The sequence below is a fragment of the Anaerobacillus sp. MEB173 genome, from assembly GCF_052119505.1.
In the GTDB taxonomy this organism is placed as follows: Bacteria; Bacillota; Bacilli; order Bacillales; family JBJMAU01; genus JBJMAU01.
Window position 1 is genome coordinate 21,536 of record NZ_JBJMAU010000023.1, and the last position, 23,497, is coordinate 45,032.

The 23,497-nt window shown below is 36.8% G+C and carries 23 protein-coding genes and 1 pseudogene; 9 read left to right on the plus strand and 15 right to left on the minus strand.

Annotated elements, in window-relative coordinates; all coding sequences use genetic code 11:
* Window positions 1–186 precede the first annotated feature (186 nt).
* Window positions 187–402 (plus strand): hypothetical protein, encoded by a 216-nt coding sequence (locus tag ACJ2A9_RS21685; RefSeq protein WP_441423791.1) that lies wholly within the window; start codon window positions 187–189, stop codon window positions 400–402.
* Window positions 403–486: 84 nt separating this feature from the next.
* Here the strand turns inward: ACJ2A9_RS21685 and ACJ2A9_RS21690 are convergent.
* The 3 genes and pseudogenes from ACJ2A9_RS21690 to ACJ2A9_RS21700 form a co-directional block, all read right to left on the minus strand.
* Window positions 487–1,824 (minus strand): annotated as a pseudogene (locus tag ACJ2A9_RS21690) (flavin monoamine oxidase family protein).
* A 138-nt stretch (window positions 1,825–1,962) separates the two neighbouring features.
* Window positions 1,963–2,835 (minus strand): polysaccharide deacetylase family protein, encoded by an 873-nt coding sequence (locus ACJ2A9_RS21695; protein ID WP_441423792.1) that lies wholly within the window; start codon window positions 2,833–2,835, stop codon window positions 1,963–1,965.
* Between the two features lie 238 nt (window positions 2,836–3,073).
* Window positions 3,074–3,286 (minus strand): hypothetical protein, encoded by a 213-nt coding sequence (locus ACJ2A9_RS21700; protein WP_441423793.1) that lies wholly within the window; start codon window positions 3,284–3,286, stop codon window positions 3,074–3,076.
* A gap of 126 nt (window positions 3,287–3,412) precedes the next feature.
* Between ACJ2A9_RS21700 and ACJ2A9_RS21705 the strand changes: the two genes are divergently transcribed.
* Together ACJ2A9_RS21705 and ACJ2A9_RS21710 are read left to right on the plus strand one after the other, a co-directional pair.
* The gene (locus ACJ2A9_RS21705; protein WP_441423794.1) at window positions 3,413–3,862 is read left to right on the plus strand and encodes a CBO0543 family protein; all 450 of its coding nucleotides are present in this window, start codon (window positions 3,413–3,415) and stop codon (window positions 3,860–3,862) included.
* A 4-nt stretch (window positions 3,863–3,866) separates the two neighbouring features.
* A complete protein-coding gene (locus tag ACJ2A9_RS21710; protein ID WP_441423795.1) occupies window positions 3,867–4,355 on the plus strand; it encodes a CBO0543 family protein in 489 nt (162 codons plus the stop codon).
* A 66-nt stretch (window positions 4,356–4,421) separates the two neighbouring features.
* Here ACJ2A9_RS21710 and ACJ2A9_RS21715 read toward each other — a convergent pair whose 3' ends face one another.
* The gene (locus ACJ2A9_RS21715; protein ID WP_441423796.1) at window positions 4,422–5,144 is read right to left on the minus strand and encodes a DUF2161 domain-containing phosphodiesterase; all 723 of its coding nucleotides are present in this window, start codon (window positions 5,142–5,144) and stop codon (window positions 4,422–4,424) included.
* 292 nt (window positions 5,145–5,436) lie between these two features.
* On the opposite strand from ACJ2A9_RS21715, the gene ACJ2A9_RS21720 reads away from it, so the two are divergent.
* Entirely contained in the window at window positions 5,437–5,649 is a 213-nt protein-coding gene (locus tag ACJ2A9_RS21720) for a small, acid-soluble spore protein, alpha/beta type (RefSeq protein WP_441423797.1), read from the plus strand.
* A 542-nt stretch (window positions 5,650–6,191) separates the two neighbouring features.
* Entirely contained in the window at window positions 6,192–6,341 is a 150-nt protein-coding gene (locus tag ACJ2A9_RS21725) for a hypothetical protein (RefSeq protein ID WP_441423798.1), read from the plus strand.
* Between the two features lie 99 nt (window positions 6,342–6,440).
* Here ACJ2A9_RS21725 and ACJ2A9_RS21730 read toward each other — a convergent pair whose 3' ends face one another.
* The 7 genes from ACJ2A9_RS21730 to ACJ2A9_RS21760 form a co-directional block, all read right to left on the minus strand.
* On the minus strand, window positions 6,441–6,860 hold the full coding sequence (locus tag ACJ2A9_RS21730; protein ID WP_441423799.1) for a hypothetical protein: 420 nt from the start codon (window positions 6,858–6,860) through the stop codon (window positions 6,441–6,443).
* 246 nt (window positions 6,861–7,106) lie between these two features.
* A complete protein-coding gene (locus ACJ2A9_RS21735; protein WP_441423800.1) occupies window positions 7,107–7,529 on the minus strand; it encodes a VOC family protein in 423 nt (140 codons plus the stop codon).
* A 608-nt stretch (window positions 7,530–8,137) separates the two neighbouring features.
* Window positions 8,138–9,343: an FAD-dependent monooxygenase gene (locus ACJ2A9_RS21740; RefSeq protein ID WP_441423801.1), complete on the minus strand. Its 1,206-nt coding sequence runs from the start codon at window positions 9,341–9,343 to the stop codon at window positions 8,138–8,140.
* 35 nt (window positions 9,344–9,378) lie between these two features.
* On the minus strand, window positions 9,379–10,491 hold the full coding sequence (locus tag ACJ2A9_RS21745; RefSeq protein ID WP_441423802.1) for a cupin domain-containing protein: 1,113 nt from the start codon (window positions 10,489–10,491) through the stop codon (window positions 9,379–9,381).
* Between the two features lie 24 nt (window positions 10,492–10,515).
* Window positions 10,516–11,001 carry a DinB family protein gene (locus ACJ2A9_RS21750; protein ID WP_441423803.1) on the minus strand — a complete coding sequence of 162 codons (486 nt, stop codon included), beginning with the start codon at window positions 10,999–11,001 and terminating at the stop codon, window positions 10,516–10,518.
* A 3-nt stretch (window positions 11,002–11,004) separates the two neighbouring features.
* The gene (locus ACJ2A9_RS21755) at window positions 11,005–11,946 is read right to left on the minus strand and encodes a fumarylacetoacetate hydrolase family protein (RefSeq protein ID WP_441423804.1); all 942 of its coding nucleotides are present in this window, start codon (window positions 11,944–11,946) and stop codon (window positions 11,005–11,007) included.
* A gap of 45 nt (window positions 11,947–11,991) precedes the next feature.
* Window positions 11,992–12,243 (minus strand): YciI family protein, encoded by a 252-nt coding sequence (locus ACJ2A9_RS21760; protein WP_441423805.1) that lies wholly within the window; start codon window positions 12,241–12,243, stop codon window positions 11,992–11,994.
* Window positions 12,244–12,499: 256 nt separating this feature from the next.
* On the opposite strand from ACJ2A9_RS21760, the gene ACJ2A9_RS21765 reads away from it, so the two are divergent.
* From ACJ2A9_RS21765 to ACJ2A9_RS21775, 3 genes are all read left to right on the plus strand, one after another.
* Window positions 12,500–13,270, plus strand: coding sequence for an IclR family transcriptional regulator (locus tag ACJ2A9_RS21765; RefSeq protein WP_441423806.1), 771 nt, complete (start codon window positions 12,500–12,502; stop codon window positions 13,268–13,270).
* A 290-nt stretch (window positions 13,271–13,560) separates the two neighbouring features.
* Window positions 13,561–14,925: an MFS transporter gene (locus ACJ2A9_RS21770; RefSeq protein WP_441423807.1), complete on the plus strand. Its 1,365-nt coding sequence runs from the start codon at window positions 13,561–13,563 to the stop codon at window positions 14,923–14,925.
* Between the two features lie 217 nt (window positions 14,926–15,142).
* On the plus strand, window positions 15,143–16,495 hold the full coding sequence (locus ACJ2A9_RS21775; RefSeq protein ID WP_441423808.1) for a D-serine ammonia-lyase: 1,353 nt from the start codon (window positions 15,143–15,145) through the stop codon (window positions 16,493–16,495).
* Window positions 16,496–16,657: 162 nt separating this feature from the next.
* Here ACJ2A9_RS21775 and ACJ2A9_RS21780 read toward each other — a convergent pair whose 3' ends face one another.
* The 3 genes from ACJ2A9_RS21780 to ACJ2A9_RS21790 are packed head-to-tail and all read right to left on the minus strand — an operon-like array spanning window position 16,658 to window position 19,472.
* On the minus strand, window positions 16,658–17,932 hold the full coding sequence (locus tag ACJ2A9_RS21780) for a TRAP transporter large permease (protein WP_441423809.1): 1,275 nt from the start codon (window positions 17,930–17,932) through the stop codon (window positions 16,658–16,660).
* 13 nt (window positions 17,933–17,945) lie between these two features.
* A complete protein-coding gene (locus tag ACJ2A9_RS21785; RefSeq protein WP_441423810.1) occupies window positions 17,946–18,437 on the minus strand; it encodes a TRAP transporter small permease in 492 nt (163 codons plus the stop codon).
* Window positions 18,438–18,461: 24 nt separating this feature from the next.
* Entirely contained in the window at window positions 18,462–19,472 is a 1,011-nt protein-coding gene (locus ACJ2A9_RS21790) for a TRAP transporter substrate-binding protein (RefSeq protein ID WP_441423811.1), read from the minus strand.
* Window positions 19,473–19,965: 493 nt separating this feature from the next.
* On the opposite strand from ACJ2A9_RS21790, the gene ACJ2A9_RS21795 reads away from it, so the two are divergent.
* Window positions 19,966–20,412: a hypothetical protein gene (locus ACJ2A9_RS21795; protein WP_441423812.1), complete on the plus strand. Its 447-nt coding sequence runs from the start codon at window positions 19,966–19,968 to the stop codon at window positions 20,410–20,412.
* Between the two features lie 132 nt (window positions 20,413–20,544).
* Here the strand turns inward: ACJ2A9_RS21795 and ppc are convergent, their stop codons facing one another.
* Complete coding sequence (gene ppc / locus ACJ2A9_RS21800) at window positions 20,545–23,295, minus strand: phosphoenolpyruvate carboxylase (protein ID WP_441423813.1); 2,751 nt, start codon at window positions 23,293–23,295, stop codon at window positions 20,545–20,547.
* Window positions 23,296–23,497: the final 202 nt, after the last annotated feature.

Sequence of the window (23,497 nt, forward strand, 5' to 3'; positions counted from 1 at the left end):
TAACAAAAGATGACCTGTTTGGTCAATGTATAATTTGTGAATTGTTTTCAATGAATATCCTAATAATTTTTTTTCAACGCAGTCAGTAAATCAGTGTCTAAAACGATCTTTCATCATATATTTTATATGGAGGGGTCTCTAAGATCATTGTTAAGTAAGAGATACCATATGAAATAGGTGAGAAGAATGATTACTGTACATTACTATGAAAACAAAAACCTGCTATTAAGTCAGCTGCTCGAAAACGTGCCATCCGTTGGTGATAATGTAAAAATCAAAAAACGTAAAGGCAAAGTGGTTAGTATTACTAAGTTGGATGAAATGACGCTACAAGTTCAAGTTACCTTAGAAGTCATCAAAAAGAATGTTACAGTAGATCCATCAAAAAAGAAAAAAAGGTAAGTAACACCAAAGATTTGATATTAACATTTCAAAGGTAAATTAAAGGGATGTCACTTATTAGGCATCCCTATTATTATTTGTCTTTCACTTCAGTTCTTTGATCAGTTCTTTGATCACTTCTTTTGCTACACGTTCTCCAGATGCCAACGCTCCTTCCATATATAAGCGCCATTCGGTTGACGTTTCACTACCAGCAAAATGGATCGGCCCAATCGGACGAAATAATGAATCTTTAAATTGCGTCAGCACACCCGGAGCAAAGTGGGCACCATATCCACCTCTACTGAACGGATCAGCAATCCAGTTTTTTTCAAAATATTCTACAGGTGTCTTTGCATCTTCTCCAAAAAGTTGTCCTACCGTCTGTATTACCGTATCACGACGTTCGCTCTCAGTACATTCATCAACGGCACGGGCTTCTTTTCCCGCAATAACAGCTGTTAACACACCAACTTCATTACTAATCGAGCTATCCATTGTCATATGGACCGGTCCTTCTCCTATATAGGAAAGGCCAGTAAGTTCAGACTCTCTCCAAAAGGGACGAGTATAAATCAGATTACATTTTATGACGGAAGATTGTCCAAGCCTCTGCGTCATCTGATCTCGTATAGCCGGCAGCGGAGGGTCATAACGAAGCCGGCCGCATAAAGCAGGTGGTAAGGTAACGACCACTTTTTTGGCATTCTATGTTTTATTGGCTTTACATCTAACGGTAACTACTCTTTTACCCCATTGAATCTCTTCTACTTCTATTCCTAATTCAATACAATCACGAGGTAGTTGTTTGACAAGAAATTGCACCAATGATTGGACTCCATCTTTCAACCAATATTTCTCGCCAGCCAAAATATCGTTAACCGATCCTGTTGTACGAATGCACCATAACAAATCAAGCAACGACACTTCGGTTAAGTCATTACATAACATTTCCTCGATTTTTCGCTGGATAAAAACTTTGTTTGTCTCTATTTTTAACCAGTGGTTACAATACGTTTCAACGGTTTGACTATCTAAAGCACGAGCGTTGATAGCCTCCCATGGGAATTGTTTTGGGATCGTTTCCGCTAGCTTTTCTAATTTTCTTTTAAAGCGAAACAACTCTACTTTTGATTGGAGTGAAAATGGCTGTGTTTGTATCTCCATTTCCTTGTCAAGGTTGGAATAGATTGTTTTTCCTTTCATATACGTTTTTGTTAACGTAAGTCCAGCGTCCTTGACCAACGACTTCACGCGATGATGCGTTGGGCCAATCCATTGTCCACCAAGTTCAAGTGCGCCCCCTTCATACGGGATCGAAAAAACTCTTCCACCTACTCGCGTCTGTGCCTCTATGACCCGGACTTGATAGCCTGCTTTTGTTAGTTCTACAGCCGTAGTAAGTCCTGCAAGCCCAGCACCAATAATGAGGACGTCAAGCACATAATCACCCTCCAGAAATTAACCATTTTTGTATAGTTTGTCCTTATCAAAGACTAACATCCTCGATAAATTTCATTTCCGTTCCAACAGGCTACTTAACGAAAACAAGCGGACAGTGCTAGCACTGTCCGCTTATACTTATTTTGCAAATGGAATATTCAATAACTCTGGAACAGTAACAAATTCGTAGCCCTGTTCCTGCAGTGTCGGAATGATTTGGTGAAGAGACTCGATTGTAAATGTTCGATCCCCGTCCCAATCTGCACCGTCATGCATTAGAATAATTGCTCCTGGATGAACGTTCTCTACTACGCGTGCAGCAATGGCGTCTGCACCATCTTCTTCCCAATCAAGAGAATCAAGTGACCAACCGATCACTGAATAATTCATTTCAGCAAGCGTTTCGACTAATTCTTCATACAAAAAGCCATATGGAGGGCGGAATAGACTTGTTCGATAACCAACAATCTCATTAAGAGCGTCTTCTGTTCTTGAGACTTCCCTCTCTAATGTTGGAATATCTGCTTCTTTTGCAAGGTTAGGATGGAAATATGTATGGTTTCCAATAACATGGCCTTCATTATTCATCCGTTGAACCATTTCCGGATAAGCAACAGCTCGCGATCCCATTACGAAAAACGTCGCTGGTACATTATACTGACTTAATACATTTAAGACCTCTTCAGTAAACCGTGGGTCTGGCCCATCATCGAACGTGATTGCAATTCGATTTTGATCAGTACGTCCACGTAAAAAAAACGTATCTGGATATTTCTGTTGTAAAATATTCATGTCAACCGGTGGCTGCTGGCGAGTTTGATCTTCAGGTCCCCCATTAAGATCAGGAAAATCCCTCTCAGCTTTATCTTGTTTGTCCCTTTTCCACCACCGCTGCTGCTCAACATCACCCGGACCAGTTTCATCATTCGCATGTGCGATCATGATATCCGAAATTTGAAAACCAAACAAAAGTATAACAGCTAACATCAACTTTAACATTTTCTCTTTCATCAATTCATCTCCTATCAAATAAATAACTCTCAGTTATTTTTAATAATAAAGAAGGGTTTATTCATGAAAAAAGAAATCTGTTTACTTTTTTATAGTTAAACTATTATTTGGCTTACTATACATATTCAAGATACCTGTCTAGATTAAAAATCCCTTAACCGAACAGTTGCTATGGACTGTCGGATAGAGGATTAAATCTAGAAAGTCTTATCTTCTTAAAGGCTTTCCATCTCTACTATTATTCTAATTCATATTCATCAATACTTACTATATGCTCGATGTGTCTCTCACCAAAGCCATACCCAGAGCCGTTAGGATTTTCCGGAAACCCTACTTCACCGTTTTCATCATAAGGTACCCAGCCAAAATATACTGAGCTTGGTTGAAAAAAGTCAAAAAAGCCTGGCTTTGAACCTTTCGATTTTTCTGCTTCTATAGATAAACGGTACATAAATCCTATCCATTTGGTAATAATAAACAATTATTAAAGATATTACAACAAATATTCTTGAATAATACAGGGATCATTACTATTGAATAATTTTCCCAGTTTGATTCAATTTGGAGACTTACGCATATGGTAACAATCGGAGTATTTATTTTTTCATGGGTCATATTTGCATTATTAGGGGATAAAAAAAGAATACCTGAATTATTTCCAACAGCTATCTTTTCGGCATTTCTCGGCTTGTTTACCGATTTAATCATGGTGCAATATGAACTTTGGTCTTACGAGGATCCGCCTCTTGCAAGCAAAAGTGTTAAACTATTTCTCGACTTTGGGATCTATCCTGTTGTAGCTTTTTTATTTATCCAATTTATCCCTGAAAAGCTTACGAAGAAAATAATTTACACAGCTGTTTGGGTCGTGTGTGCGATCATCTTTGAATATTTTTATCTCAAATACGGATTAATTAAACACCATCTCTGGTGGAATCTATGGATGTCTTTCTTTGCAGATGGGATAATCTTTGCATTTATTTATATACAATACTGCTTTTATGCGAGGATAGAGTTCAGGAGTTGATGATATGATGCTCATTTTAATATATAGTACAATTGCAATTCTTTTTTTTCTTATGTGGCGCAAACGTATTGATTTCCGCCACTATTATTCGACACTTTTAACAATTAGTTATTTACGTTTTTTAGAGCAGTTTATTCTCGTCCATATCCTTGAAGTGTGGGAATACGATAACCTGCCATTACCAGTTGCTTCTACCATCGGTGCTCCAATTTTGCTTAATATTACTTTTTTTCCGCTATTAGCCTATTTCTTTATAAAATATATTCCAAAAAGTCGGTTAAAAATTCTAGTTTACTATTTCCTGTGGGCATTCATTTTACTTGGTGTCGAAACTTCACTTATTTGGACGAACTATTTAGAGCATAAAAAAGAATGGAATTATCTGTTTTCTTATTATTTAGCCTTTTCTACCTTCGTTGTCGTTCATTGGCAATACAAATTATTTCTTACAACTGGCTGGTATCCTATCAAAACTGAGAAGACACAATTGTAATGCTTTTGTCCTTTTGAAGTAACGGGTAAATTTAGTACTCTCTATACGTAACCCGTTACTTTTCTTTTATTCTGTTTCCTTTTTCATCTGTTCTAAGTAATACTGGACAAGCTCAGGATACTGCTTTAACTCTTCGATCCCCTTTACACTAATGACATAAGTTCCTCTTTTAACCCGCTCGAACCATCCATAGAAGTTTTTCTGTAAAATGGATGACGTTTTACCCCCTGTTCCCATCTGGGTTAACCTTTTCGGAGATAGTGGTCCACATTGTTCGAGGTAGCAGGCAATTTGTATGCAGTTTTCTTTGTAGGCAGTCATAATTTTTGTTCGATTACTTCCGCCAATATTAAAATCAGCACTTCTCCCGTTTATTTCTTTCAACACATTCTCCCTTTTCCGCTTGTTATGTTTTTTTCGGTCAAATGGGGTCGGATGAAAAATAATCTCTGATCTTTTGCGTTTTGCAGTAAAAGAAACAACAATCAACCCTAATTCCAATCTTCGAACTAAATGACACAGATCCGTCCAACGCTTTGACCTTAGATTATATTTCGGTTTTGGGATGGCTATATAGACAAGATCAGTGATCCGTTGCCGTTTTGTTGCTTGCACGAGAAGATCAACACTCAACGTAAGCTTTAATTCAATTACGACTAATTCATCGTCTTTGACCGCAGTCATATCACAATCTTTCACCTCGCCATAAACCTCGTAGCCTTCCTTGATAAAAAAGGTTTGAATAGGCTTATATAAATCTGCCTCTAACAATTTTTTCGTTTCCGTCATAAAAAAACACCGTCCATTTCCCATAATGCCGCACCGCAATTCGAAAGGTTTGCAACCGAACCCTCTCCTCGATTTGTATATGTACGAAACTGTTTACGTTTATCGTAAACCTTTTTTTATATTTTCTCGAGCATTTTGATTTAGTCCTTTATTTTACGAGGATTCAAGTGTCAGTCACCAATTGGAATATAATACTATCGACTATTATGAATATCCTGTAACTATTCGTACACCTTAATGATTACAAGTTAGATATCTAACTTAATACTTTACAAGAAAGGAATGGTATAAGATGGCAAGCAACAACAATAGTAATAGTAACCAACTAGTCGTTCCAGGAGTAAAGCAAGCGTTAGATCAAATGAAGTATGAAATTGCCCAAGAATTTGGCGTACAACTTGGACCAGATGCAACAAGTCGTGCGAACGGTTCAGTAGGTGGCGAAATCACAAAACGCCTTGTTCAAATGGCAGAGCAACAAATGAACGGTTTCCAAAATAGCTAAATCTAAATCATATACAATACAAAAAGAATGGTGGTTATGGCTGCACCATTCTTTTTGTAATGACTGCAAAACTGTTCCTATTGATTAATATTAACTTTGGAGTATAATTTATTTTATAAAAATGCCTACCTATATTTTGAAATACACTTAACCTGACTCAAGGTGATAAATTTGAAAACATCCATTACTCTGTCTAAAATTTTCTTAATACTTACTTTATTGCTTGTAACAACTGAATCGAATTTGACAACCTCAAGCAAAGTAATAGGGACGGACAATACAATTGAACTATTTGATTCTGTGAATGACGCAAGTTTATTTTTCCCGCCAAATCAGACAGAAATCATTTTATTTACAATTATTTTATTTGTCATCACTCTTTTATTGCTTTGCAGATTCTTTGTAAACATAAGTAACGCTATCTACCTATTAAAAAGAAAAGAACTCCTCTATCCGATTAAATATAAGAGTAAGTATTTCATCTTGTCTCGCCAAAATATGAATTGATTACTAAAAATTTATATATTTTGGAGGAACAAATGATGAACGAAGAAAAAACAACCGAAAATGTATCTTCTGAAAACAGTTTCCTAATCAAGGAAGCATTAACAGGAGCCTTCATTGGGATCATAATGATGATTATTACATTTCTTGTCGTCCATTATGTGTTTGATATTAAAGCCTTTTCCTAAATGAAAAAGAATAGCGGGTCGCTGCACGATTCGCTATTCTTTCTTTATATTCTTCTATAGTATCCGTTTTGGCCTTCGAAATCACGAATAACAAAACTATTAATTACCAGAGATGCCCCCGAAAGACACTTCCTCATCATTGCGAAAAAGCCTGATCGTTTCATATTCTTTATTTATCTTCACTTTGTACAAAAGTTCATAATGTAATGACTGATCCGAAATGTCAGTTGTCTCTGCATCTCGATATAAAATGTCCATTGTGTCTCCGCTTCCTTCCACATCAAAATCTGTAAAATGGACAAGCATTTCACCTTCGTTAACGTTAGTACCATTCAAATACACATACATTAATTCTTGATTATCAAAATATAGATAAACACCATTTTCATCCTTCGCACCGTTGATAAATGATCGAATCTCTTTATGAACAGCTTCCTCGCTTACTTCTGAAAAAGTTAATTCTGTACTACATCCTGATAATAAAATGATCATGACGATTAATGATAATAACTTCCTCATTATAACCCCCTAAAATTTCCACATCTTTCTTTCATTCTACCATAAAAGTAAAAAGTGAAATGTTAATTTGTGTAAAGGTGAAGCCTTAAAACCCAATTACACAATATACAAAATGTAAGTTCGATTTCTAGACCGTAAACCAGATAGAAAACAATATTGGGTAATAAATATAGATGATCAGAAAAGCAAAATAGCATTACTGTAGTTCCAGTAATGCTACCCTTTACTTGAAAAAGCAATTTGAATTTATTCATCGAACTCCCAAAATGGATTCCAAACTACTTCCCACAAATGCCCGTCTGGGTCTTGAAAGTATCCAGAGTAACCACCCCAAAAAGTATCTTGCGGTTGAACTGTAATAACTGCACCAGCCTTTTTTGCTTGTTCCATTACCAAATTGACCTCTTCTTTACTACCAACATTATGACCAATTGTAAATTCGGTTGGGCTTTTTGCGCTCTGATTAACTTTTGAATCATAAGCTATATTTCTCCGATTCCAAAGTGCAAGTTTTAATCCTGATTGTAAGTCAAAAAATGCAACTGCACCATGCTCAAATTCCTTACCTTCAATACCTTTTGTTGGTAATCCAAGTCCATCCCGATAGAAATTTAATGACCTCTCTAAATCATCTACACCCAATGTTATTACCGAAATACGTGGCTTCATATACATCAACTCCTCTCTAGTAAATTCTATAGTTACTTCATTATATTATTTCACAACTAATCCACCAACTCTATTAAGAACTTTACCATAACATACATTCTAAATACTCCTACCCTAATCCATTTCTATTCGCAAATAAAACTGCTAAACTCCTTATGGTGTACATACCAAACTTTTGTTTTATTATTTTAGCTACGCGGACATACAGGCCCTTATTTCACTCAAAAACCCTATTTTCTTATGTTTCGCGGACATGACAGACCTTATCCCCCTAATTCTCAATGAAAATGAAGAGGTTTTATTGAAATAGGGCCTCTCATGTCCGCTCGGTTACAGAAAACCGTTCTTTTGTCACAGATAACGTCTCTCATGTCCGCTTCCTTTCAAGTTTCATTAATAGTGTGAGGGATAACTCTATCAAATGACCCAATGATCCTCATCGAAGAAACCTAGGTCTGCCTGATGGAGCGAGCCATTATGTAACGTAATGGGCAATCCCCATGTTTCGACTTCACAATCCCCTTGTAATGAATAAAAAAGAGACAGTCCCCAAATAGTTATATCATTAACTATCAAGGGACTGTCATGTATTTTAATCAAAGCTCAGATTACTTAATCGATACCTTTTTAGATCCTTGCCCGTATTTTTGGCTATATAACCAATCAGTATGACTATAGTCAGTTGCTGAACGTTGTTTGAAGATTGTATTTCTTAACAAAACAGAAATTTGGTCTTCCGCATGGATAATTTCTCCCCATGTACGTGCACTTGTTTGAACTTTTGCCGTTCTTGGCATACGTTCCTCTTGGTATTCTTTGAATGCGTCTTCATAGTTAGCACCATGTTTTTTAAGCATATCTGCTAAGTAAGAGGCATCTTCTAATGCTTGAACTCCACCTTGAGCCAAGTATTGAAGCATTGGATGTGCCGCATCACCAAGTAGTGCAATATTTCCTTTTGTCCAATTTGAGATTGGAAGTCTGTCATACATCGGCCAACGGAATTGGCGTTGAATAAATGAAAGGGCCTTTTCTACTTTCGGATGTGATCCTTCAAATACTTGGTCCATTTCTTCTGGTGTACCCCAGTCTTCTGCACCATCTTTATACGTTAAGCTCTTGAACACAACCACTTGGTTGTATAACTCACCACGACGTACAGGGTATTGAACAAGGTGGAGGTTAGGACCAATCCACATAATTACATCATCCATGTTGGCATCGTCACTAATCTCTTCAATTGGAATCGTTCCACGGTAAGCAACATACTCTGAACAAATCAGCTCATCATCGACAAATAGTTTGCGAGTTTTCGACTTAAGACCATCTGCCCCGATTAACGCTTTACCAACGATCTTTTCTCCTCTGGCATTTGTGACAACAACACCTTCTGTTGACTCCTCTACAGTTTCAATGTGTTGGTCTGTAACAAGGGTGATTAACGGATTTTTTTGACAAGCTTCTAAAAGAACACGGTGTAAGTCTGAACGATGTAACACAATGTATGGAAAACCGTAGCGTTCTTTAAATTCATCTCCTAAATCTAACGTTGTTAACTCTTCAGCTGTATAAACATCTTTTAAGACTAATCGTTTTGGAAATACAGCAACTTTTGCAATTTCATCAGCGACACCGAAGCGATCTAGAACGGCCATTGCATTTGGTGCCATTTGAATCCCTGCACCAACTTCTCCAAATTCAGGTGCTTGCTCAAGCACTGTCGTTTTTTCCCCAGCCTCAGCTGCAGCTAAAGCAGCTGCCAGACCACCAATCCCTCCACCAACAATAATCATTGTATCTTCAGATTTTAACATAACGTTTTCCCCCTATTCTATAATTGAAACGATTCTTAAACTAACACTGGCTGAAATTCACTTGTTACTTCTTGTTGACCGTTTCCGATTTCGTATGCTTCTTCTCTCTCAACATCAAAGTGTTCCATGATAGGTAAGTCACTAACTGAGAATAAGAAACTATCTTCTGACGCAACATGTTCATGCCATGCCCAGTTAGGAATAATGAAGTAATCGCCTTTTGACCAATCAAAACGCTGGCCATTAATAACGGTGTAACCTGATCCCTTGTGTACTTGATAAATCGTTGAATGTGTATGGCGATGCGCTTTCGAATGGAAGCCTTTCGGAAGCTTTTGCATCCAAGCGGCAATCGTTGGGTTCGCCGTCTGACCTGTTGATGGGTTAATATATTCGACAGCATAGCCATCATAAGGATCTGGGTCAAACTGACTTAACCCTTCAATTGCAGCTAATGTTTGTTTCCATTTATATGAACCAAGTGGAGCTTTACTCGGCTTGCGATCTGAAATCGGGCGAACCATCCCACCCAGATAACGTTGTGACGAATAGTTGTCAGGCACTTTCGGCTGTTCAAGCATTTCTGGATATGGTTCAAAGAACGTTCCACCCATCATATACTTGGTTGGAATATCAAGAACATCCATCCAAATCATCGGCTCAGTTCCCAGGTGACCATGACCATGCCACAAATCCTTCGGTGTAATGAGAAAATCTCCCTCTTCCATAAAGATTCGCTCACCTTGAACGATTGAATAGGCACCTTCTCCATGTGTAATAAACCGAAGTGCATTTTGCGTGTGTCGGTGAGATGGAGCCTCTTCACCTGGTTGGAGCAATTGAACAGCAGCATAAAGCGTTTGGCTCGTTGAAGCCCAGCCCCATGGTTGACGATAATCTAAACCTGGATTTTGTAAATAAATCGCTCTTCTCTCCCCACCGCGCTCCGGTGTGAAAATTTGTGCAGCTTCATCTAACTTCTTCTTTAATAGATCCCAACGCCAAAGATAGGCCTCAGCATGTGGCTCTGGTGTTTTGTGCATTAATTCTGGAATTGCTTCCCAAAGCGGCCCAAGGTTGTACTGCCGAATATCTCTCGTAAAATCCTGGACAATTTTACTTTTAAAAAAGTCATTTTTTTCTGCCATATGAACTCCACCCTCTTACTTTTTTTAGTTGGGTACTTTTGCTAGATTCCGATTGATTTGACCTTCATGTTTGTTGACGTGTTCATCAATTAAATGGTCAATAATCCATGAGATCGGTTTTGTACCAAAGTTCGGATTCACACTTGTCGCTTCAGCAGCAAGTTGTTCAGCCGTTAGCTTTTCAATTCCTGCTTGAACTTGTCCTTTTACCTCTTCAAGTGCTTGAATCATTTGTGCTACTGAAATCGCATTAAGCGTTTCTGGCTTCACCGCTTCTAAACGCGGCTCATGTAAATGGTTTCTCCCCCATACTTTCCCAGGTGTCTCAACAAGCTGTTCGATCTCATTAACCCAATAAGGCAATGCTTCTACAATATGGGCGATGATTTGCATAATCGACCATTCGTCCTCCGTTGGCTTCCAGCGGATCGTCTCTTCTGACAAACCTTTCACTGTTTCAAGAATGCGATCAATCGATTTATTAACAGACTCAATATTACGTTGTGTCATACCTTACTCCCCTTTTACAGAACGTACTGTATTCTCTAACACGCCTACTTGCTCGATTTCTACACGGACAACATCGCCATCTTTCAACCATACTTGTGGTTCCATCGCTTGAATGACACCACCTGGAGTTCCAGTAATAACGATGTCCCCTGGCTCTAATGTTGCAAGGCTAGATAAAAATGAAACGAGTTTCTTAACTGTAAATACTTGGTTTGCCGTATTTGTACGTTGACGTTCTTCTCCATTGACCGTTAAGACCATTTCTAATGTTTGTGGATCAGGAATTTCATCAGCCGTCACTAGCCATGGACCCATTGGTAAACTTCCATCAACTGTTTTCCCTTGTAACCATTGAAGTGTACGACGTTGAATATCACGATACGTAACGTCATTGGCAACTGCATATCCAGCGACATAATCGAGAGCATCTTCTTCTGATACATTTTTCGCACGTTTTCCGATCACAAATGCAAATTCTGCTTCATAATCTAATTGTTCTGAAACTGGATGGAATGGAATATCGTCTTGCGGTCCAATAATTGTATTCGCAAACTTAGCGAACAACACTGGATGTGATGGAAGCTCACGGCCCATTTCTAAAATATGTTCACGATAGTTATGGCCTACAGCAAAGATTTTCCCTGGTTGTGGAACCGGTGCTTCTACTTTGACTTCATTGTATGAATAAACAAGTTGGTAGCCATTATTTACTTTTTGTTCTAATGCATAGTTAATTGCTTTTTCAGCTAGTTCGATACTTTCTTGACCGCCTTGTAAAAATCCAGTCATGTCTGCTGGTACAAGTGCTTCAGCTATTTGCTTAGCGCGAAGTTTTCCTTCTGACTCTAGTAATGCTTTGTATGAAGCATGTAAATCGATGACTTCCTCATTAACAATTGCTCCGATACGTGAAATCCCTGCTTGTGTAAATGTAATTAGTTTCATAGTTTCTCTCCTCATCTAATCATTTGATTTATGTTTATTAATAAATTAACTAAAATTCCATTGCTTCAGTTTGTAAACCGTTTCATTTTCCTCATTCATTGGATCATTACTTACAATTTTTTGTGCTTCTTCCAAAGAATTGGCTTGAATAACGTAAGCTCCACCTGACTGATCTTCAAAGCCTCCAGCATAGACAAGGGAGGTTCCTTTTAGGTTCCCTAAAAATTCTCGATGGCCCTGAAGTAAGCTTCCTGTAAAAGTAGGCTTTCTTTCAATCATGACTAGAAATTTCTTCATCTGCACCCCTCCTTTCTAATTCTATTATCATTATAGATAACTTTGTTCACTAATCTTATAATTAATTTAATTTACTTCTGCTAATTTGTCAATAAATTTAAAATATTTTTTTAGTTTTATTGATTATTTTTAAGAAAATATTTTCTTTTTAGTTTTATAATTATTAATGTATAATTGGATCTATCATTTTAATTATCAATTGTACTGTCTGTGTTCATTCGTTATGATAGTAGATAGAGTTAGGAGGATATCATCTATGCAGGAACCTAAAAAAGGGACAACAATTCAGTCGTTACAAGTTGGGATGAGCATTATAGACTTACTTGCCAAACAAGGAAGACCACTGAAATTTTCTGACATTCATGAGTTAACGAACATTACAAAAAGTAATCTCTATAAATACTTAAATACATTCACTCAATTAGGGATTCTTTATCGTAATAAAGAATCTGGTTCCTATATACTTGGAAGTAAGCTAATAGAGTACGGGATGGCAGCCAGTGCTGAGGAAAATGTCGTTGATCGAGTAACACCTTATATGCAGGAAGTTAATATCAAAAGTTTAAGTACAGTTCTTTATTCAACATGGACATTCAATGGGCCAATGATTATCAAAGAAGTAAATACAAATCAAGGGTTTAATATCGGAGCTCAAGTTGGAACACTTCTTCCTGTCCTTTCTGCAACCGGCAAAATATTTGCCACCTTCCTAGAAGAAGAAAGCATTAGCGAGTGGCTCAGGAATGGCCTTTCTAATAGCCCAGAAGATAAAGTAAATCAGTTTAAAAAAGAATGTCATTTTATTAAAGAAAAAGAAATTTCATTTGCACAGGAACCAATTGTTTCATCTGTTTCATCAGTATCCTTTCCAATTTTTAACTACAGAAAAAAACTGTTAGGAGCGATTACAGTTGTTGGTTTCTCTGACTTAATTCCAACGCACGAAGAAGAAGAACTTAGTCAATATTTAGTGAAAATCAGTCAGGAAATTTCTGAAAGTTTTGGATACAAACGAGAAACAGTATAATTTGTGACCTCGGACAGTCTGGACTCAGTCCAGAAACCTGTCGACATACTTAAAAGCATCTCTTCTACATGAAGAGATGCTTTTTTATATCCGTTATACAACTTTGGTTATTACTGCCAATAATGTGAATATATAATTTTTTTAAAATTTTGACTTGTCACAAACTAAAACATCAGTTTATAATCACTATTAAGAAACATGTTATCTATTATTATAAACATGTTTAAGTTATAAATTGTATTTCTTGTAAACGTTAATCATTACAAATTTTATTCAGGAGGTGGATGTAAATGGCGAATATTAATACAACAGAGGTTATTAGTCAGAGTAAATTTAACCGTTTTCATTTCATACTATTATTTTGGTGCACATTCATTATTGCATTTGATGGATATGACCTTGTACTCTATGGTTCAGTAGTCCCCTATTTAATTGAAGAATGGTCGTTAAGCACAGTTCAGGCCGGAACAATAGGAAGTTATGGGTATATCGGTGTCATGTTTGGTGCTATATCCTTTGGCATATTAGCAGATAGAATCGGAAGAAAAAATGTGATTCTATTATGTATTATGCTTTTTAGCTTATTTACAGCCCTATGCGGTTTTGCTCCTAATCCCGAAATGTTTTCAATTTATCGCTTCATTGCAGGGTTAGGTCTCGGTGGGATTATGCCAAATATCATTGCATTAATGACTGATTATTCACCAAAAACGAGCAGAAGCACATTAGTTTCCATTGTACTTTGCGGGTATTCAGTCGGTGGAATGATGGCACCAACATTAAGTATCTTCTTAATTCCTCAGTTTGGGTGGGAAATTATTTTTTGGATTGCTGGAATCCCGCTTCTACTCCTGCCTATCATGTATAAGCAGATTCCAGAAACTCCTAATTTTCTTATATTGAAGGGACGTAACCAAGAATTAAGCAAGATGCTCACAAAAGTGAATCCTGGTTTTACCTATTCTAAATCTGTTCAATTTGAAATGAGAACGTTTACTGAAAACGGTTCATCTGTTGGACAATTATTTAAAAACAAACGTGGACTAAGTACGAGTATGATTTGGGTTACATTTTTCATGAGCTTGTTAATGATCTACGGATTAAATACATGGCTTCCTAAATTAATGTTTGAAGCTGGATATGCGATTGATTCAAGTTTAAGATTTTTAATAGTACTCAATTTTGGAGCGATTGTCGGGACACTGATTGTTGGAAGATTATCTGATAAGTGGGGTCCTAAAAAACTGTTAATCCCAATGTATGTAATCGGAGCCGTCTGTTTAGTCCTTCTAGGATTTAAAAGCAGCATGTTTATCCTTTATATACTAGTTGCAATTGCAGGAGCATGCACAATTGGATCGCAAAATATCGCCAATGCTTTTGTATCACAATACTATCCACCTGCCATTCGATCAACCGCTCTTGGAGTTTCTTCTGGAGTTGGAAGGATCGGAGCCATCATCGCTCCAACTCTTGGAGGCATCTTACTTGCTGCTGCCTTACCTATTCAATTGAATTTCCTTGCGTTTGCAATCCCGGGAATTATAGCAGCTATCGCATTATCGTTTGTACCAGAAAAATATGCTTATTATAAACAATTGGAGAAAAAAACATCTCAGGAAGTTTCACTTCATAAAGCTGCAGGAAATGACTAAAAAAAATACTATATAATAAGGAAGCAATTAATTTTATCAAAGGACTCAGCGCGCTACTGAGTCCTTTAGTATTCATAAATTGTTAATTATAATTTAACACTTTTAAATAATAATTAACAATTAAAGTTGTTCATGTTAAACTGTATTTAACATTTATTAAATTATTTTTCGAATAGTTTTGATGACTAATATTAAGTCAATGAGGAGGAATAAAAAAGTGAAAGAAATTAATTTTAGTGATCTACAAACATTGAAAGAACACTATCCTTTACTAAACAAACTCATCTCGATGGAGGAAATATTGTGGTTAAATCCTAATACTGAAAAGTTTAAAGCAGGAATAAATAAATCCCCCCTTACTCAAGATGATGTATGGGACGCAGAAGAAAGGCTAAAACGTTTCGCTCCATATATTTCCAAAGTTTTCCCTGAAACAAAAAAGATGAATGGAATAATAGAATCTCCTTTAATAAGAATTCCTTCCATGAAACAAGCCTTAGAACAGGATTATCAACAACCTATATTAGGGGAATTATTGCTTAAGTGTGATAGTCACCTCCCAATATCAGGGTCTATAAAAGCAAGAGGCGGGATTTATGAAGTTCTCAAACATGCAGAAGAATTAGCTCTTCAACATCAATTGCTGACGGTTCAAGATGACTATTCCATTTTAGATAGTGAAAAGTTTCGAAAATTCTTCTCACAGTATTCAATCGTAGTAGGCTCGACTGGAAATTTAGGACTTAGCATAGGTATCATGAGTGCAAAGTTAGGCTTTAATGTGACTGTTCACATGTCGGCTGATGCGAAACAATGGAAAAAAGACTTGCTTCGAAGCAAAAATGTTAATGTAATTGAATATGATTCAGATTATAGTAAAGCAGTAGAGGAAGGGCGACTCCAAGCAGATGCGGACCCTACATGTTATTTTATAGATGATGAAAATTCTCATGACCTATTTTTAGGATACGCAGTGGCAGCATCTCGATTAAAAAAACAATTAGAAGAGTTAGAGATAACAATTGATGAAAATCACCCTTTGTTTGTTTACCTTCCATGTGGAGTAGGCGGTGGTCCCGGTGGTATAGCTTTTGGTTTGAAGTTGTTGTATCAAGACCATGTTCACTGTTTCTTTGCAGAACCTACCCACTCTCCATGTATGTTACTTGGTTTAATGACGGGACTTCATGATAAAATTTCCGTACAAGATATTGGTATTGATAATGTAACAGATGCTGATGGACTTGCTGTAGGAAGACCATCTGGATTTGTGGGTAAAACCATAGAACCGTTTCTAAGTGGTAATTATACGGTTAGCGATGAACTGTTGTATAAGTTATTAAAGGAACTAATTGATACAGAGGGGATTCATTTAGAACCTTCCGCACTAGCAGGCATGATAGGACCAATTAAATTAAGTAAAGAAGGAACCGATTATTTACTGAAACATAATTTGACGGAAAAAATGAGTAAAGGTACGCACATTATTTGGGGGACTGGCGGAAGTATGGTTCCTGAAGAAATAATGATGCAATATTATCAAAAAGGTTTGGATTTAACACGGGGTTAGTTGACCCCGTGTTTTTTATTAAAAAAATTTGCCTATTTAGTAGTCATTATAAGTTGCATTTTCAATGTTTGCAATAGGTAACGGAACCGCCCGTTACCTGATCAATTGCAGATTTTACGGGAGAGACTTTTCGTATTTAACTTCATTTAAGAATACATATTATTATTTTGCTAGATTTGGTATCCATAATACGAGATCTGGCCAAACCGTAATAATGATTAATACGATAAATGATCCAATTAAAAACGGAAAAATAGCTCGTGTCAGCTCTTCAATTTTTACATTTCCAATCGCAGATGCGATAAACAATCCAGCTCCTACCGGTGGTGTTAACAGTCCTATCGTTAAGTTGATACAAATGATAATCCCAAAGTGAACGGGATCAATGTCATACATAACAATCATCGGCAAATAAATCGGTACTAGAATAATTAACGCTGCAATCCCATCAATGACTGTTCCAATTAATAATAATAATAGATTCGTTAGTAACAGAAAAAGTAACGGACTTTCTGTAATACCGGTCATTGTTTTGGCTAACATTTGCGGGATTCCTTCAAACGTTAATACCCAACCAAAGATATTCGCCATTGCAATCAGCAATGTTACCGTCGCTGTTGTCATTGCTGTATTGACCAAGATATTAGGAATATCTTTAATTTTTAGATCTTTATATAAGAAAAATCCTACAATTGCACCAATAAAACAAGCAATTGCTGCCGATTCAGTCGGTGTAAACACACCACTAATGATCCCAACAATAATAATTCCTGGAACAAATAAAGCTGGTATGATTTTGAAACTCGCTTCAAAGACTTCTTTCAGAGAAGCTTTCTCTGATCGGGGCAACTGCTGACGATAGCCAACATACATGATCACAAGGATAAACGAGAGACCTAGTAAAACCCCAGGCATTATCCCTGCCAAGAACATTGTACCGATCGACGTTCCAGATTGAACGCCATAAATAATAAATAGCATACTTGGCGGGATAATTGGTCCAAGTAAAGCAGCCGCAGATGTCGTCGCACTTGCAAAGGAACGCTCATACCCTTCCTTTTCCATTGATGGAACCATTACTTTGCTCATCATCGCAATTTGCGCAGTTGCCGATCCGATAATGGAAGCTAAAAACATATTCGCTACAACATTTACATACGCTAACCCTGATCGATAATGGCCAAACAAAACTTTTGCAAACCGTACAAGCCTTGTCGTAATTCCCCCTGAATTCATAAGTTCACCAGCAAGCATGAACAATGGAATCGCCAATAATCCATAGCTTTCTAAGCCTGAATACAGTCGTTGCGGAACTGTATGCAAAAGTCCCAGACTGCCGCTAATAACAATATAAGCAACACTTGTAATCCCTAAGACAATGGCTATTGGAACACGTAACAATAATAGAATAATAAATACGAATAATGCTAGTAACATATTAAACCACCCCTTATACAGATTCCTTAAGACTTAGTAGAAACAATTGCATTGAATGGATACTCATAAAGAGGAAGCCAATCGGAACACTTAAATAAGGGTAAATCATTGGTACTTGCATCGAATTTGATTTCTGTAAAACTATATTTGGTGAACTTAGCCATGTATACGAATAATAGACGATAAATACACAAAAAATAAGGAGAATGAGAAAGCCAATACTTGCTACAATCTTTCTTCCTCTTTCATTTAATTTATCAACCAAAATGGTAACGGCAGCAGCTTGCTGCCGTTTAATACTTATACTTCCGCCTATAAAAGTCAACCAAATTAGTGTAAAAATAGCAAACTCGTCACTCCAAATTAAGGGGCTGTTCAAAAAGTAACGGAAAAATACACCACCAGTAAGGATTAAAAACATGAGTGAAATCAAGACCATTACAATGGCTTTTTCAATTTTAAATACCGTATCACTTAATTTTCCGATCATAGTTGTCAAAGTCATTTTCAAAGCCCCCTATCATTCTTCTTACTGATTGTTTTCAATAAATGACTTAATGATGTCATTACTGCTATACTTCGAATAGATTTCTTCTTTAATAGAAGCAAAAGCTGATGTATCAAAATCATCAATAATCGTTAAACCTTTGTCTTTTAACACTTCAAGGTTGCTGTTTTCACGCTCGATTGCATCCTCAACTCCCCAATCAACAGCTGCCTGCATCGCGTCCACCACAATAGCTTGATCCTCAGCTGATAATGACTCAAATACTTGTTTACTCATTACAACTACTGATGGGAATGCCATTTGCTTTGTTAAAGTTAAATCCTGTGCAATCTCTTGCAGATTCATCGAAACTAATGCATCAAGGTCAATATCAATTCCATCAATGACACCTGTCTGTAATGAAGAATATACTTCTCCAAGCGGCATTGGTGTTGGGCTCACTCCTAATCCAGTCCAGAAGTCTTGCATGACTGGATTTCCAATGATACGTAATTTCTTCCCATTTAAATCTTCTGGAGAATGAATCGCACCGTCCTTCATTAATACATGTCGTTCCCCAGCAAAACTGAAGTCTAATCCAACTAGACCTTGTACATCCAGCTCAGCTAACATTTGTTTCGCTTCTTCGGAATTTCTAGCCTGACTCGCTGCTGCTAAATCTTCAAATAAAAATGGCATAAACCAAGCATTCAAAGATTCAGATCTTGTACTCATATATGCATTTGTAATAAATCCAAAGTCCAATGTACCAACTTCCATTAGCTGTACCATATCTGCCTCAGTACCAAGCTGTCCACTTGGAAAAATCTCAACACTCATACGTCCTTCTGAACGATTTTGAAGCTCTTCATTAAACTTTTCTGCCGTTACTGTCCACCCGTGTGTAGGCGGTGTTACTAACGATAATCTAAAATTATACGTCTTCTCTCCGTCAACTGTACCTGATTGAACATCCTCAGATCTCCCACATGCAGCTAGTAAGAGTACCATACTTGCTAAAAGCACTGTCAGAAAAACACTTTTTTTCTTCATCACAATCCCCCATTTTTATTTGATTTCTCACCAAATACCTATAATAGTTATGAAACTACAATAATTGCAATCGCTTACAATTATTGTTAAAACCAACTATTATATTATAAGTGAAACAAGTTTACTAATATGATAATAATTAAAACCTCACTAGTTGTCAATATTTTTAGACAATTTAACTTCTCTTATTTTAAAATTCTTATTAAGTAATAAACAGATTATCTTAAGAGAATTTTTATAAAATAATGATTAAGGATGCTCAAAAATATTAAGCCAACCTATTCGTTACTTTTCATTAAGGTTTTTTCGCACAAACTACTTTTCTTGAATATTTCTTGTAATGACACAAAAATAAAAGCATTCATTATCAAAAGATAACAAACGCTTGCTACTTTTTATTTCAAACAGGTATTTATGATCAGAAGTGTTTACCAACACCTTTACGTGTCTATGATAGATAAATAGTGATTTGTTTGAAAGGATGGATTTCTGCTTGGGACTAATACTTGTTTTCTCAACGATGCTGGTTTTTCTTATCATCATTATAAAGATGCAAAAACGATTAACGAAACTGGAAATGTATGCAACCATTTGGTTTGCTTTATATTTTGATTTGATTGTTGATGTTTATCTTAGCTTTAAAAACAATTTGTATGGTTATTTTAGCGAGGGAATTCAATATAAAATGTTACTTGTTTTCCCACTCTATCCATTATTTAATATTATTTTCTTAAATTATTTTCCGTTCGGTAGTATCCAAAAACAATTCCTTTATATCGGATTTACGACTGGTTTCCTTATCTGCTATGAATGGCTATTGGTTCAAACAGAAGTATTTTATTATAATCATTGGAAGCTATCATATTCGGCACTATCCTATCCTTTAATCCTCTATGTTCTTGTTTGGAATCTGAAAGCCGTCAGATACTTTAACCAGTAACCAACGCAATCGGGGTTCAGAAAAATTTATATAGAGGTTTCGTTTTGCCAGATTCATTCAAATCGTCCATCCAAAGATATGCACTTAAAAAATCCCGCATACAACTTGCTGTAAGCGGGATTCTCTCATCGATCAACCAGTATTTAGTACACCTGCTGCAATACCATTAATTGTTAGTAGCACTTCCGTTAATACTTCCTCTTCTTTCACATCAGAACTACGGAATTTTTGAATCAAATCGACTTGAAGGTAATTAAGTGGATCAACGTAAGGGTTCCGTCTACGAACGGATTCTTGAATATTAGGAGTATGATCCAGTAAATCAGCGTTCCCGGATATACGTAATAAAATGTCTTTTGTTTTCTTGTATTCTTCTGAAATTTCTTGATAAATACGTTCAGCCACTTCACGATTTTCAACTAAATTTACATATTCCTTCGCTGTTCCTAAGTCTGCTTTCATTAATGCCATTTGAAGATTATAGACCGTCGAACGGAAAAATGGCCATTTCTTATACATGTTTTGTAACAAAGTCATATTTTCATTACTTTGTGATACAAAAGCCGTTAATCCAGTTCCCGCTGCATACCATGCCGGGATTAACTGTCTGCTTTGCGTCCAAGCGAACACCCAAGGAATCGCCCGTAAATTTTCAAAGGATTGACTGTTTTTACGACTCATCGGACGTGAACCAATCTTTAATTCTCCTAACTCTGCAAGCGGAGTTGACTCATTAAAGTACATTAAAAAGTCTTTATCATCAAAAACGAAAGATTGATATTTTTTTAACGCATGAAGAGAAATTTCTTCCATCGCCTCTTCCCAAGCTTGTTCACGATGATGACCTTGCTCCGAGCTCTTTGATACTTTCGCTGAAGCTTCCAGCAGCGTTGAGGCTGCCTGCTCCAAGCTTCGATATGCGATATCTTCAAGGAGATATCGATTCGATAGTACTTCTCCCTGCTCAGTAATCTTTACACCATCTCCTAATGTTTCTACAGGTTGGGAGAGAATACTTCGGTTTAGCGGTCCGCCTCCACGACCTAATGAACCACCACGTCCATGGAAAAACTTTAGTCTGATACCAAAGTCTTTGGCCATATTATGAATTTCCTGCTGCGCTTTGAATAGTTTCCAATTTGCTGTTAACGTTCCGCCGTCTTTGCTTCCATCCGAATACCCAAGCATGATTTCCTGATGATGATTTCGTTTTTCTAAATGCTTACGATAAACATCCATTTCAAACAACGTCTTCATAATCGCAGGGCCAGCTACTAAATCATCAATCGTTTCCAGTAACGGCGCAACATTCATATTACTTTCAACGTCTCCGTTCGCATGTAAACGATAAATTCCAGCCTCTTTGGCAAGCACGAGCACTTCAAGCAAATCGCTTGCCGATTGGGTCATACTGACAAGATAGACTTCGATCGAACGGTTTCCGAACGTTTCGTGTGCCCGTTTAATCATCTTAAATACACTTATCATTTCTTGTGTTTCTTTCGAATAATCTTCTTCCGATAATAAAAGCGGTCTTGGATCATTTAAAATTGTCTCTAACAGGCTGATTTTCTCTACTTCAGACAACTGGCTATAATTGTGACAAACATTTACAGCCTGAAGGATTTCCGCTAATGCCGCTTCATGTTCCCCACTATGATTTCTAATATCAAGTGTGGCGAGATGGAATCCAAACAATTGAACTTGGCGAATTAATTTTCGGATCGTTTTTAACTTGTGATGAGCAGGTTGATGATGTTCGACACTTTGCTTAATTAAAATCAAATCATTGAGCAATTCATCGGCATTTTTATAACCAATACTCTCGTTATCAATATTTCGCAGACGCTTTAACATCACCGCAAACTTCCTGCGATACACTTCTGAATATACCGGCCACTCTTCCCCTTGTTCCAAGTATTGCTTTTCGTCTTTATCGACTGACTCGATGATTTGATCATTTGCAGAAACCCGAGTTGTCGATTGGCTAAACCTGCGCATTAAATCAGTGATTGCTTTATCATACTTTTTGATGACCAGCTTTCTCTGCATGCGCAATGTTTCCCATGTAATGTCAGGAGTCACATTTGGATTTCCATCACGGTCCCCACCGATCCATGAACCAAATCTCAAAAAGTTTGGAACACTCCATTTCGTATCAGGATAATATTCTTCTAACTGATCCTCTAACTCTTGGTGAATGTCCGGTAAAACATCGAATAATGTTTCGTCAAAATAGTAAAGTCCATACTTTACTTCATCGATGACTGTTGGCTTACGATTTCGCAACTCATCCGTTTGCCACAACACAGTGACTTCATTAAATAAACTTTCATCTAATTTCATACGTTCTTTCTTAGTTAATAATGGATTATCCAACTGTCGAAGAATCGTTGAGATACGTTTTTGAACTTCAAGCACCGTTCTTTTCGTTGCTTCAGTTGGATGTGCTGTAATGACAAGTTCTAAAGACAAATCGTTCAACACTTGTTGTATCACGTCATCTGAAACATGCTTGTCTTTCATTGAAACGATAGCACTTTCAAGTGAGAATGGCTGAGTTACCCCATCACCTTCGAGCTGATATTGACGTCTGCGGCGAATTCGATGATTTTGTTCTGCTATATTTACAAGATGAAAATAAATCGAAAAAGCACGGATGACTTGCTGACGCATCGGAGGTTTAAGCTGGCTAATTTCCTCTTTTAGTTGTATGTACGTTTCATTATCATAATTTTCCCGTAACGATTTCGTTGTTTTACGGATCAGCTCAACTGTATTTAGCAGTTGAATTCCACCTTGATGAACGAGAATTTCTCCTAGGATATTTCCTAGTTTTTTAACATCACTTCGTAATTTAGAATTACTCTCCGTTCCTATCAATTTATTGCCTCCTTATAAAAGATTAAGTATTCTCACTATTATACACAACTCTATCATTTTTGTAATATAAAATAATACTATAAATGTTAAATATATTACACAGTACAAAGGGGGATGTCTCATAAAAGACATCCCCCTTTGGTTAATCGTATAATTTTAGTGGCTCATGCTTGATTCGCCTTCAGGTCCACCTGATTCATTT

Coding starts and splice junctions, on each gene's coding strand:
- ACJ2A9_RS21685 (WP_441423791.1), top strand. CDS start 187: ATGATTACTGTACATTACTATGAAAACAAAAACCTGCTATTAAGTCAG.
- ACJ2A9_RS21695 (WP_441423792.1), bottom strand. CDS start 2,835: ATGAAAGAGAAAATGTTAAAGTTGATGTTAGCTGTTATACTTTTGTTT.
- ACJ2A9_RS21700 (WP_441423793.1), bottom strand. CDS start 3,286: ATGTACCGTTTATCTATAGAAGCAGAAAAATCGAAAGGTTCAAAGCCA.
- ACJ2A9_RS21705 (WP_441423794.1), top strand. CDS start 3,413: ATGGTAACAATCGGAGTATTTATTTTTTCATGGGTCATATTTGCATTA.
- ACJ2A9_RS21710 (WP_441423795.1), top strand. CDS start 3,867: ATGATGCTCATTTTAATATATAGTACAATTGCAATTCTTTTTTTTCTT.
- ACJ2A9_RS21715 (WP_441423796.1), bottom strand. CDS start 5,144: ATGACGGAAACGAAAAAATTGTTAGAGGCAGATTTATATAAGCCTATT.
- ACJ2A9_RS21720 (WP_441423797.1), top strand. CDS start 5,437: ATGGCAAGCAACAACAATAGTAATAGTAACCAACTAGTCGTTCCAGGA.
- ACJ2A9_RS21725 (WP_441423798.1), top strand. CDS start 6,192: ATGAACGAAGAAAAAACAACCGAAAATGTATCTTCTGAAAACAGTTTC.
- ACJ2A9_RS21730 (WP_441423799.1), bottom strand. CDS start 6,860: ATGAGGAAGTTATTATCATTAATCGTCATGATCATTTTATTATCAGGA.
- ACJ2A9_RS21735 (WP_441423800.1), bottom strand. CDS start 7,529: ATGAAGCCACGTATTTCGGTAATAACATTGGGTGTAGATGATTTAGAG.
- ACJ2A9_RS21740 (WP_441423801.1), bottom strand. CDS start 9,343: ATGTTAAAATCTGAAGATACAATGATTATTGTTGGTGGAGGGATTGGT.
- ACJ2A9_RS21745 (WP_441423802.1), bottom strand. CDS start 10,491: ATGGCAGAAAAAAATGACTTTTTTAAAAGTAAAATTGTCCAGGATTTT.
- ACJ2A9_RS21750 (WP_441423803.1), bottom strand. CDS start 11,001: ATGACACAACGTAATATTGAGTCTGTTAATAAATCGATTGATCGCATT.
- ACJ2A9_RS21755 (WP_441423804.1), bottom strand. CDS start 11,946: ATGAAACTAATTACATTTACACAAGCAGGGATTTCACGTATCGGAGCA.
- ACJ2A9_RS21760 (WP_441423805.1), bottom strand. CDS start 12,243: ATGAAGAAATTTCTAGTCATGATTGAAAGAAAGCCTACTTTTACAGGA.
- ACJ2A9_RS21765 (WP_441423806.1), top strand. CDS start 12,500: ATGCAGGAACCTAAAAAAGGGACAACAATTCAGTCGTTACAAGTTGGG.
- ACJ2A9_RS21770 (WP_441423807.1), top strand. CDS start 13,561: ATGGCGAATATTAATACAACAGAGGTTATTAGTCAGAGTAAATTTAAC.
- ACJ2A9_RS21780 (WP_441423809.1), bottom strand. CDS start 17,932: ATGTTACTAGCATTATTCGTATTTATTATTCTATTATTGTTACGTGTT.
- ACJ2A9_RS21785 (WP_441423810.1), bottom strand. CDS start 18,437: ATGACTTTGACAACTATGATCGGAAAATTAAGTGATACGGTATTTAAA.
- ACJ2A9_RS21790 (WP_441423811.1), bottom strand. CDS start 19,472: ATGAAGAAAAAAAGTGTTTTTCTGACAGTGCTTTTAGCAAGTATGGTA.